Genomic DNA, 11282 nt, shown 5'->3' on the forward strand with positions numbered 1-11282 from the left:
TTTGATTTCTTCCATGACTGGCGGTACAGAACAAGCAAAGACGATCAATTTTCGCTTGGCTGAGGTTGCCCAAAAGCACAAACTAGCAATGGGTGTAGGTTCCCAGCGAGTAGCTGTGGAGAATCCCCAGGTGGCTGACACGTTTGCCGTGCGATCGCTTGCGCCTGATATTCTCTTATTCGCTAATCTCGGTGCTGTTCAACTCAACTATAGTTACGGCGTCGATCAGTGCCTGCGTGTCATCGATCTTTTAGAAGCCGATGCCTTAATTTTGCATCTCAACCCCCTACAGGAGTGCATTCAGTCCAACGGGGACACGAACTTCAAGGGAATTATTGACAAAATTCAAATTTTGTGCAATAAAATGCCTGTGCCCGTGATAGCCAAAGAAGTGGGAAATGGCATCTCAGCCGCAATGGCACAGAGGCTGATCGAGGCTGGGGTTGCTGCCATTGATGTGGCTGGAGCAGGTGGCACATCCTGGGCGAAGGTGGAAAGTGAGCGGGCATTCAACGAACAGCAGCGTCGCTTGGGACTAACCTTTGCCGACTGGGGGTTGCCGACGGCGGAGTGCATTGTTGATATTCGAGCCATTGCCCCACAGATTCCTTTGATTGCTTCCGGGGGATTGCGCAATGGCTTGGATGTGGCTAAGGCGATCGCACTAGGAGCCGATATTTCGGGTTTGGCATGGCCTTTCTTACAAGCTGCTGCTGAGTCAACCGAAGCCGTTGATGCCCTAGTGCAGCTGTTGATTGCCGAACTCACGACGGTTCTGTTCTGTACAGGTAACGCGACATTAGCTCAACTCAAGCACTCTAACGCCTTGCAAAAGCTAGCATAAGGGGATAAAGCGTTGGGAATTGCGAATTACGAATTGCAAGTCGAGTTCTTGATTCAAGACTGAGGGTGTAAGGGCACTGCCCTGAAAAAACTCTCCCAACAGTTCAATGCCTAATCTCTACTGACCACTGCCTACTCCTCACTGTAAATGAATCAATTTCTCAAGCAAACTTTTGCAAGCCTGATTGGAAGCGTTGCGGGTCTCATTTTATTTTTTGGTTTAGGGACTGGCGGACTGCTGTTTTTATTAATCGCGGCGGCGTTAAAAGACACGGGTCCTCAAGTTAAGGATAAGTCAGTACTGGTTTTTGACTTGTCTTTAAACATTGCCGATAGTGAGCCGACTTCAAGCACCAGCGATGCGATCGGGGAAGCGCTATCGGGCGATAAGGCCAAAGCGGTTACCCTACGCACGGTCTTAGATACCCTCGACAAAGCACGTCAAGACAAGCGAATTATTGCACTCTACCTGGATGGGAGTCGAACCTCCGGTAGTACGGGGGCTGGCTTTGCAACCCTTAGAGAAGTTCGCGAAGCAATGCAACGTTTTCGAGCTGCTGGAAAAAAAATCATTGCTTATGATGTGGATTTGGGGAAACGAGCCTATTATCTGAGTTCCGTGGCGGATACGATCGTTCTCAATCCGATGGGAAGTGTGGAACTCAATGGCTTTAGTTCTCAACCCATCTTTTATACAGGAGCTCTGGAAAAATATGGTGTTGGTGTTCAGGTGATTCGGGTTGGGAAGTACAAGTCAGCCGTAGAACCGTTCATTCTCAAAAAACTCAGTCCGGAGAATCGACAGCAGACTCAAACCTTATTAAGTACGCTTTGGGGTGAATTTATCACAACGGTTGGGGCAGAACGCAAAATCCCTCCTCAGCAGTTGCAGGCGATCGCCAATACTCAGGGAGAGGTGATGGCATCAGAAGCACGTCAACGCCGCTTGGTAGATCGAGTCGCTTATCTGGATGAGATAGTCGCTGACCTCAAAAAGCTAACAGATAGTGATGAAGAGGATAAATCGTTCCGACAAATTTCTTTCACCACATACGCTAAAGCTGAGAGCAAAGACTTCAAGACACGTAGCTCAAAGAATAAGATTGCCGTCGTGTATGCCGACGGTGAAATCGTTGACGGACAAGGCAGTGCCCAGCAGGTAGGGGGTCACAGCTTTGCCAGACAGATACGCCAAGCGCGACATGATGAAGATGTAAAAGCGGTGGTACTGCGGATTAATAGTCCTGGTGGTAGCGTTACGGCATCCGAGGAGATTCAGCGCGAGGTGCTTCTGGCTAACAAAGAGAAGCCAGTGATTGTATCAATGGGCGATTATGCGGCTTCCGGCGGTTACTGGATTGCAACAGGAGCTAAGCACATTTTTGCAGAGCCGACTACGATTACAGGCTCCATCGGCGTTTTTGGTTTGCAGTTTAATATTCAAAAGCTAGGAAATGATAATGGCATTAGCTGGGATGTTGTCAAAACCAGTCAGTTTTCCGATAGCACGACGATCTCACGCCCCAAGACGCCTCAAGAATTAGCGATCGCTCAAAAATCAGTTAACCAAATTTACGATCAGTTTCTCAACAAGGTAGCACAGGCTCGGAAACTGCCGAAACAAAAGGTCGCACAACTTGCTCAGGGACGTGTCTGGTCAGGTCAAGCTGCCAAGCAATTGGGTTTGGTTGATCAGTTTGGGGGTATTACTGATGCGATTCAGTATGCTGCGGGGCAAGCCAAGCTTGGGAATGATTGGGAAGTGGAAGAGTACACAGAATCTGGAAGCCTGGAGGAACGGATTTTGAAAAAGCTACTCGGTAAGGTTAGCGCCCGAAACACCAAGCTGCCTGATCCTCTCACCGCTGAATTTATAAAATTACAAGAAAATTTGGCGATTTTCAAAACTCTAAACGATCCTAGAAGCATTTATGCTCGTTTGCCTTTTAACTGGCGAATCGAGTGATAGAATGTCCGGCAATATAACCTTAATATGTGGGGAGTTTGTAGTCAGGATTTTAGTCCTCCTATGAGGGACATAATTAATCACCTACTACGAATAGGATTTTATTAAGGGTAATTAACCGGACATAATAGGATTCAGCCAACAAAGGGTAAAACCTGATGGGGTCGGGCTTGATTGCGGTTAGAATCTAAACGTTGTGCGAAGAGTCCCTACCCAGAGAGCGTCATTTCTATGATCATGTTCGGGGTTGAGAATCACAAAGAAACCGGGAGTAATGTCGATGTTCGTGGTTAGACGATAGCGATAGAATGCTTCTATGTGGTAAGACGTATTTCTGTTTTCACGACTGCTAAACGTGTTGTCGGTCACTTTGGGGGGCATTCCCACCACAACCCCAAACAAGCTTCCTTTTTTTCCCAGGTCAGGAAAACCTAAGGTCACAGCCCAGTTCCAAATGTCTGCATGGCTACCTTGATTAGGGCCAGATAGAGCCTGAGCATAGGTATAACCCGCCCAGCCTGAAACCGTAAACTTAGGACTAATACGCCAACTCGTTTCTAGTCCGTAAGCCTGGGCTAAAGTAGCCACTCGGTTAAAGGGTCTGCTGGCGAAAGCACTGCCGATACTGCCTGTGGTATTAACATTGTTACCCGGAGCGTAGTAGTTAACGTAGGTTAAACCCACACTCAGCGCTGGACTGGGCTGAAATGTTAACTGAGCCATTGCTCCCGATTGTCCATCGAACAGCCCAGCTTTTTCATTCGGGTTACTGCCATTCGTGGCTCGATACGCTAAAGAAAGACTGAGAGCATCGCCAAACTTCTGGGTAATCCCAATACCTGTCCCTTCAGCAAGTCGATAGATGGAGTGAAATCGACCGAATCGAGAAATGGAGCCAGTAGCATCACTTTGCAACAACGGATTGAGCGGATTTGCAAGATTTTCAGAGCCGTAGGCGTTGGCAATTAGCGAAACCAGAGTCTGTTTAGTCAGAGGAAACTGATAGTAAAGGTCATCGATTTCTACATTATTGTCATTATTGCCATCAAACGAGAGCCGCGTCATATTAGTGTCGGTAGCCGTATTGAATGGCGTGATGTTTCTGGCTTGCAAACGGACTCGCAAGCGGTCTTTTCCCGTGAAGGTGGTGTCAAAATTCAGGCGAGTGCGATTGGCAAGGATAGTGTTGACCTCTAAGTCACTCCCGCCAGGTTTTTCATTGCCAAAGACATCAGCGATCGCAAAAATCGCTTCACCGTTGAGCTTTGTGGTTGTGGAAAACTGATGGTCTTCCAAGAAGGCTACTCGTCCTTCCAATTGATCCACTCGTGTTCCCAATGCGGTTATTTCCGTTCGGAACTCATCAACCAGCCGTTGCAATGTTTCTAAGTCTTGCTGAGTGACGAAGCTTTCCGTACTGGTCCCTATCAAGCGCTCAATTTGCTGCAAACAACTATTCACACCCGCTGCAAATTCATAGCGAGTCATCGCTCGATTGCCGCGATAGGTGCCATCGGGATATCCAGCGATGCAACCGTAACGTTCCACAAGACTGCGCAGCGCTTCATACGCCCAATCCCCAGGAGAAACATCTCGTAACTGAGAGACATTAGTCACTTGGTTGAGAGCATCTTCACCGCTGTTGCTTTCAAGCTCGGCTGACTGTAGCGTCTCCAGGATTGAGTCTGTAGTGTCTTCTCTCTTCTCTACAAGGGCTTGAGCGATGGACGTATCTGTACCTAAACCTGTCAAGCTGTCTGAAGTCTTGATCAAGTATTCGTCATCGGGGACAAAATTGGGATTGGAGCGCTGAGTTTCCGCTACTTCCTGGTTGTTGTTGACATTCCTCAATCCCTGTTCTGTAGAAGCCAGAGCCGATGTCTGAGAACCGTGCTCGGTGACAACTTCTGTCTTCTCCAAAAATTCTTGAGCTACCAGTGTATTGCTATTAAATAGCAATAGTGTGTTACAAACAATGAAAATTTGTTGAAATGAGCAGGAGAGTAATGTATGCCACAGATTTAAACTAGAAGTTTTCTTGAGAAACAGACTAGACAAGGAATTTACCTCACACCAAAAACACTAAACTTGAATCAACCAAGCGAATCGACTAACATGGCTTCGAGGAAGCCTGTTACTGTCAGCTCGGATAATTGGATGTTCTAAATGCTGAATCTGAAAGCGTTAGGGAACTCGTGCCATAAATTTAACCGCCTCCTTCGCAGCGGTCAGTTTCTATGAATTTTCGTCCAGGTTAACGAGAATTAGTACTAATAGAATGTAAGTCTATTAGTATTTATTGTCAATAAGTTGCAAAATGCCCTCTTAATGGGGCTGGAAAAGCTTTGAAATATCGAGTACGACAGGCTTCAACAAAGCGCATAGACAGGGAGAATGGGAGATAGAGGCAGCCATTGGATTAAGCTGTCGCGCCTTCAAGTTGCACTTTATGAACGGGCAAGATGCCCATCCCACAAGAGTTTCAGAAATTTGATTATGCTAAATTGAACGCCTGTTAGCTTAGCTCGAAGCTGAAGAGCGATCGCAGCTGATAGCAAAAGGTATACTTGGGTCAAACAGCTGGGCGAAGTGCAAGCGGATTGACGAGTCAACCAAAATTCAGTAAAAATACGGTTACATTTGGCTGAGAGATAGGTAAAGTAGATAAGAACCCCAATTAAGAATTTACACATCTATCTATGGGTATAAAAAACAAGCGCCTCCTGATTCTGATTGCAACCTGTAGTATCGCTGGAGTTGTTCTCGGAGGGACTACGAGCTGGGCATCAACCAATCAGTGCTTGCAAGCCAAGAATCTCACCAATGAGTGCCTAACCCAAGACCCAGTGACCAAGACCATTCAGGGGATGAGTGTTGGCTTATTAGCCGGCGCTGGTGCGGCGGTTGGTGCTGCTTTCCAGATGAAGCGCCAGTAACGGCTTTGGGGATTGAGTTGAAGCTTATTAAGGAAAGCAGTTGAAGGTTAGAACGCATCAACCTGCTTTCCTGGAAAAAGTTCAACGTTCAACTTGCTAAGTTTCAACTCTTCTTCCCAGCCTTTAGCTCTCAAAAGCGATAATTGCGAACCCACTTTTTTGAGCCTTGATTGACCCGCGCCCAAAGGCTTACTGGAACACCTTCACCTTGGGCACTTACTTTAATTTCCATCACAATTGGCGGTTTCGGTGGTGGCTGGCTTGGCTCAGTTGGCTGTAATATTTGTATTTGAGGCGACCTGTTAACATTGTCTGGACGAGCTGCACGCAAATCAGCGTTAATCTGCTCCCGTTGGTCTTCAGGGATGTAATAAGTTTCCAATCCATACTGAATAAACCCATGCTCAGCCAAACCTTTGAGGGCAACCTGATTAGGGGGTAATTGAGAGGGAAAATTACGGCTAAGGGCTATAGGTTTCCAAGTTTGTGGCAGTTTACTTGAATTCGAGGACGTTGGTACTTTCGGTGCTTGCAAGATGACATAGAGTTGAGTACCCGGCTTGATAAAGGTTAGCTCCTTCCCATTAGCCGGATTCTTAGGCAATTCATTCCAACCTGGAAGCTTACGTAAGTTCTCCTGAATCGAGATGTCATATCTCAGTGTCTGGGAGTAGCCCCGCAATAGTTCGTAGGGGTCTACGGGTACAGTTTGGAGGATGACGGTTTTGCCAGTTAGTTGAGTGTATACGGCTTGGGCTGGCACACCAAGAATTAGCACGGTTTGAAACAGAAGGGGTACCCAAAATCGCCAGATGGGTAGGGGACGCGGAGATTCAGGTAAGGCAGGGGGAGATTCAGAGGTAGTAGTCATTAGCTGAAACTTGAAACTTGGCAGGATGAAAGTTTAACCTTCTAATCTGAGAAATAAGGCAGAAAACAGACGGCACCGGAGCTTTAGTGAGGAGGCAGAAGTGATAAGAATTGTCATTCCTAGCCTGCGGCAACGCTACGCGAACGTTGTGTACTTGCGTTCATGGGCGTCTAACTTCATAACCATCAACCTTCAACCATCAACCTTCTAACCTTCAACCCCTAACCTCTGATTATTCGGACGTAGCGTTCAAACCACAATCCGGCAGCAATAACACCAAGACCGCACAGGAACAAAACTAAGGATTTAAACAGTAAGTCGGTATTATACTCTAGCATTCGACTAAAAATTTGTAGAGTTAGTAGCAGCATTCCACCCCAAAATAAGCGCCGTTGGCCCTGTGCCAATCCCTCACGAATTAAACCAACGGAAAGCAGAAATAGGAGCAGGTTGAAGACTAACACAGCAACTGCCGAATTCCTACCCATACTTAGATGCCAATAAGGAACTAAGGCGCTGATGGCAATGAGCATCCCTACGAAGCTAGTTGTCAGATTGACTCGACGCAACAACAATAGTCGCAGCCATTCCCAGAGAGCTAAGCTGCTTAAAATCAGGATGTCGATTTGCAAAGGCAACGGTAGTTTTGAACTAACTTCAACTGAGAAATCTGATGAAGTGTTCCATATACCCAGGAATGATAAGACATAAAACAGAAGACTGAGGAAGGTTATAGCCAAAGTGCGGGCTATGCTATCGAATGATTTGGCTGTTGGTGGAATTTTCCCAAGGTTCCACAGGGAATCATGATAAGCCCATAAAAGTGCAGGGGGTAAGCCACAAGCGATCGCACTTATCCAAGCTGAAGAACCCAGCACATTCAGGCGAAATAAACTCGCTTCTAAGGAAAAAACCATCGCCAAAAGAGCGATGCGAAAAATCCAGCGTGATCTGCACCAGTAAGCTAGAGGAATAAATAGCAAACCCCCCAAAACGGGCATATATTGCACCATCAGCTGTGACCAAGACAACTCTCCTGTCACCCCAGAGTCTGATGATCCCCACAAAAAGGTTAAATACCCTAATCCAATTAAGAGGGCTGAGAGCATTCCCAACAACGTCAACCGTAGGCAATAAGCCATTGCTAAAACGCCCAAACCCCAAACGAGATACAACTGATAGAGCAGCCCACTCTGGTGAAACATTTGGGACATCAGAGCCATATTCGCTCCCAGCACTAATGCTCCCAAGAGTAGTAATATCTCTCCCAAACGGCGTTGCCATCCTTCAGTTGGGCGTCGCCATAGGTAGAAGCCAGCTGTATTGGCACCGACAAACCCACTCAGCAGCAAAGTAACCTTCAGCCCCCGTGACAATTCTTGCCAGTTGGCGGCGACAAAGGTAATGACGCCCAAGCCCAAAAGTACACTGCCCAGCCCCAGTAAAATCACGACAAAGCGGTTACGGACAGCAGCTTCAATCTCACTAAATTGGTAACGTTGGGATAATTGTTCGTACACAACATCATCAATTAATCCCTCAGTGCGCCACTGTTCTGCTTCTTGACGCAACTGGCGACGAAATTTATCGGAAAGCATAACAACCTCGGCTCTCTTCTCTCGCCCGTGCAGGCAGACCTAATCCATTATGAGATGTCGGAGCATACCTCCAAGCCGCAGGTTAGGCTGGAATGACTATCCCGCCCTTGAATCGTTGGTTTCACGAACAAACAGACTCTTCTGGCGAGGCAATTGTAGAGATAGTCCAGGCTTTGAAGGGAATTGAGCCAGCGGCGGCAAAGAAGTTTGTCGAATTGTATTGATGAAGCTGAAGCTTTCCCCGCTGAGTCAGGCAGGCTGATCAGTCGGACAGGATAACTCACTAATAGAGCTTTCATTTCCACCAATTCATCATCAATGTCACTCTCTGATATTGCCGTTTGGCAACTCACCTGAGTCTGTTAGTGTGAAAGGCTATACCTCTATTCCTAGAGTTCCCTCGAAAAACACAGTTCTAACAAAGGAACTCCATAAAATTTCCGACAGTAGGAAGCGATCGCGCGTTTCGACTCAAAAGGATTTTTAGCATAGCCTCCTGTCGGTAGGAACTTATCAAGACAAAAGGAGGTCGTTTGCCTGCGCCGGAGTTCAAGTCACCTCAATGGCTCACCCAATCTGGTGAAGGTGTTTGTGGATAAGACAGAAGAAAATCGACTAAGGGCTGTCAGACTTCTCTTTTAGACTTCAATTCTTATGATGCAGAAAAAAATTAATTTTCCTCCTATTATTTACCTCCTAGTTCTTGCTCTTGCAGGTAGTGGTAGCTATTGGTTATTAACAAAAAAATCTACACCGTCTTCAGAAGCCATAGCCCAAACAACACCCATATCGAAGCCGACGCCACAAATCATCGTACAACCGCAACCCGTAAAAGCGTTACCCGGTCAGTTGGATACAGTGCCGATGTTTAATAGTAATAGCCCGGAATGGGTAAAGACTGAAGGGATTTTACTCTCTACTTTTCCCTCAACTGGAAAAGCTGTACCGACGGCTCATCTTAATTTTCCGTTTCAGGGGCGATTTGATGTATTTATCCACCACCAAACTCACACTCCCAAGGATTTGCAGACATTCTATTTAGGAGTAATGCTGCACAATCCTGGAAAACAACCTGTAGCGGTGGATGTGTTGCAGGCGGCAACTTATTTAACACAGGACGCACCGTATATTACCTTACCAACCTATCAGGAGAATCCGGAGAATACCGCTTATGCTGGCCCAGGCGATCGCGCAGTGCATGACGTACTCCAAGGTAAACGACAGGCTGATTCTCCGGCAAAGTTGGTGATTCCACCAGGTCAAAGTCGGATGTTGTTGAATCATCCTACACCTGTGCGGAATTTAGAGAAGCCGATTAATGGGCGATCAGCTCTGATGCGGCTTAATAGTAGTGGCAGGGTTTATGCTGCTAGTCTGACGATGTTTGCTAAGAAAAATCCGGATGGAAGCGACAAGGCACCCACTCTCGAAGAATGGCAAACCCTCCTGAATACAGGTAGTTTAGCAGGGCCACGCGATAAAGCTCCCACTCCCCCAGAGCAAACCAGTGGTCAGCTGATTTATGGTCGTGTTGCAGGTGTACAGCAAGGTTCCAAGTGGCAAGCACAGCTAGTTGATAGTCCCGGTGCCAAGGATTTCACCATTCCCCAATCAGGTCAAGCGGTTTCCTATGTCCTCAGCACCCTTCGCAGAGGTAGGTTGGGTACCAATCAAAATCAGACGGCACGGATGCTGGTGCGCTATCCGGACACAGCCTATGAATCTCACGGGAACTATTGCGTTGAATACAATCTCAGCTTGCCTTTCTACAATCCCACCGATAAACCCCAGACTGTTACTCTAACGATTGAAACACCCTTAAAGGAGGATAAATTGAGCCGAGGGGGGCTACTGTTCCAGAAACCACCTCGCGATTTTCCGTTCTTGCGAGGTAGTGTTCGATTGCGTTACAAAGATGAGCAGGGTAAGGAAAACACGCGCTACGTGCATTTGTGGCACCGAACAGGTCAGGTGTTGGAGCCATTAGAGACGTTGATGATACCTCCGGGTAGCCGTAAATCGGTGCAAATAGATTTCATTTATCCTCCTGATTCAACGCCTCCACAGGTGTTGACCGTGAGAACACAATAGGGAGGGTATTAATAAATAGGGGCACGACATGTCGTGCCTCTACAGGTAGGCCGTCTCCCGAACTTTTGTTTAAGAATAATAGAGCTTTCAGATCAAGACCAATTCTTTTCGCCAGCCCTCTATATAGAGAAACTTTTCCTGCTTGGTCTTGATATTTTTGAGGTGTTTTTTAACTGTATCGATACAAATGAACAATTCAGCTGCTATTTCCTTTCGGCTGTAGTTAGCGCGATACAGTAACCAAACTTCGGCTTCGCGGGGAGTCAGACCATACTTTTCAATTTCAGCGATCACTAAACTCTGAAGAGATTGATAGCGGTCTTCAAGAATGACTAAGAGACAGGAATGAGGAATTTCTTGTAACTCAACCCATTGCACCCGTATCCGAAAAATTCTTGATTTATCTGTCTGAATCTCAGACTCGATCATTAACGACGGATTGGGGTACAACTGGCGGCTTTCAAGCAAAGATTGACAAACACGCCAGATTGATTTGGGTACCGAATTAGGTTGTGACTTATTGTGGGTGATTTCTTCACAAATTCGTTGAGCCAGGTCATTGGATTGAATCCACTCTCCTTGTTCACTCACAATCAAGATGCCGTCTATAAAGCTATCAATGACTTTTTGATGGAGGAAATTGTCTGATTGCCTAGCTTGAGGAAATGAGTTTTCTAAAGTATTAATTGAAGGATGAATTCCAGGGTTTTGCGTAAGGTGCATAAGTCTTTAGCGAAATGATTAAATAGCAGAGTAGGCTTGATAAAAAGAGCGGCTTTAAGGACTTCGCTGTGAACTAAAGTGGCACCCTGGAGACTATGGCTAAATTTGAGCGAAAGAAACGTGATGCTACTGGCAAACATCCAGTTTGGTGATGTCTCTATACAACTCATCACCTTTTTCTTGGCTATTTATGCAAGCGGTGTAGTTAAAGGGAGCGATCGCATGGAGTGCAGCACCATCATGCGATCGCTCCA

At 46.6% G+C, this 11282-nt stretch carries 9 protein-coding genes; 5 read left to right on the forward strand and 4 right to left on the reverse strand.

Annotated elements, in window-relative coordinates:
- Positions 1-844 (forward strand): type 2 isopentenyl-diphosphate Delta-isomerase (gene fni / locus V6C93_RS17395; RefSeq protein ID WP_333477932.1); only part of this gene is annotated, 844 nt, incomplete at its 5' end.
- A 147-nt stretch (positions 845-991) separates the two neighbouring features.
- Positions 992-2809: a signal peptide peptidase SppA gene (sppA, locus tag V6C93_RS17400; protein WP_333477933.1), complete on the forward strand. Its 1818-nt coding sequence runs from the start codon at positions 992-994 to the stop codon at positions 2807-2809.
- Positions 2810-2989: 180 nt separating this feature from the next.
- On the opposite strand, the gene V6C93_RS17405 is transcribed toward sppA, so the two are convergent.
- Positions 2990-4867 (reverse strand): iron uptake porin, encoded by a 1878-nt coding sequence (locus tag V6C93_RS17405; protein WP_333477934.1) that lies wholly within the window; start codon positions 4865-4867, stop codon positions 2990-2992.
- A gap of 641 nt (positions 4868-5508) precedes the next feature.
- On the opposite strand from V6C93_RS17405, the gene V6C93_RS17410 reads away from it, so the two are divergent.
- Complete coding sequence (locus V6C93_RS17410) at positions 5509-5745, forward strand: hypothetical protein (RefSeq protein ID WP_333477935.1); 237 nt, start codon at positions 5509-5511, stop codon at positions 5743-5745.
- 130 nt (positions 5746-5875) lie between these two features.
- On the opposite strand, the gene V6C93_RS17415 is transcribed toward V6C93_RS17410, so the two are convergent.
- Both V6C93_RS17415 and V6C93_RS17420 read right to left on the reverse strand, forming a co-directional pair.
- A complete protein-coding gene (locus tag V6C93_RS17415; protein WP_333477936.1) occupies positions 5876-6616 on the reverse strand; it encodes a GDYXXLXY domain-containing protein in 741 nt (246 codons plus the stop codon).
- Between the two features lie 221 nt (positions 6617-6837).
- Positions 6838-8214 (reverse strand): DUF2157 domain-containing protein, encoded by a 1377-nt coding sequence (locus V6C93_RS17420; protein WP_333477937.1) that lies wholly within the window; start codon positions 8212-8214, stop codon positions 6838-6840.
- A 92-nt stretch (positions 8215-8306) separates the two neighbouring features.
- Between V6C93_RS17420 and V6C93_RS17425 the strand changes: the two genes are divergently transcribed.
- Both V6C93_RS17425 and V6C93_RS17430 read left to right on the forward strand, forming a co-directional pair.
- Complete coding sequence (locus tag V6C93_RS17425) at positions 8307-8438, forward strand: hypothetical protein (RefSeq protein WP_333477938.1); 132 nt, start codon at positions 8307-8309, stop codon at positions 8436-8438.
- A gap of 433 nt (positions 8439-8871) precedes the next feature.
- A complete protein-coding gene (locus tag V6C93_RS17430) occupies positions 8872-10305 on the forward strand; it encodes a DUF3370 domain-containing protein (protein WP_349262746.1) in 1434 nt (477 codons plus the stop codon).
- Between the two features lie 87 nt (positions 10306-10392).
- Here V6C93_RS17430 and V6C93_RS17435 read toward each other — a convergent pair whose 3' ends face one another.
- Positions 10393-11028, reverse strand: a complete 636-nt coding sequence (locus V6C93_RS17435; protein WP_333477940.1) for a helix-turn-helix transcriptional regulator — start codon at positions 11026-11028, stop codon at positions 10393-10395.
- Positions 11029-11282 lie beyond the last annotated feature (254 nt).

The sequence above is a fragment of the Allocoleopsis sp. genome (assembly GCF_036703385.1).
Taxonomy (GTDB): Bacteria; Cyanobacteriota; Cyanobacteriia; order Cyanobacteriales; family Coleofasciculaceae; genus Allocoleopsis.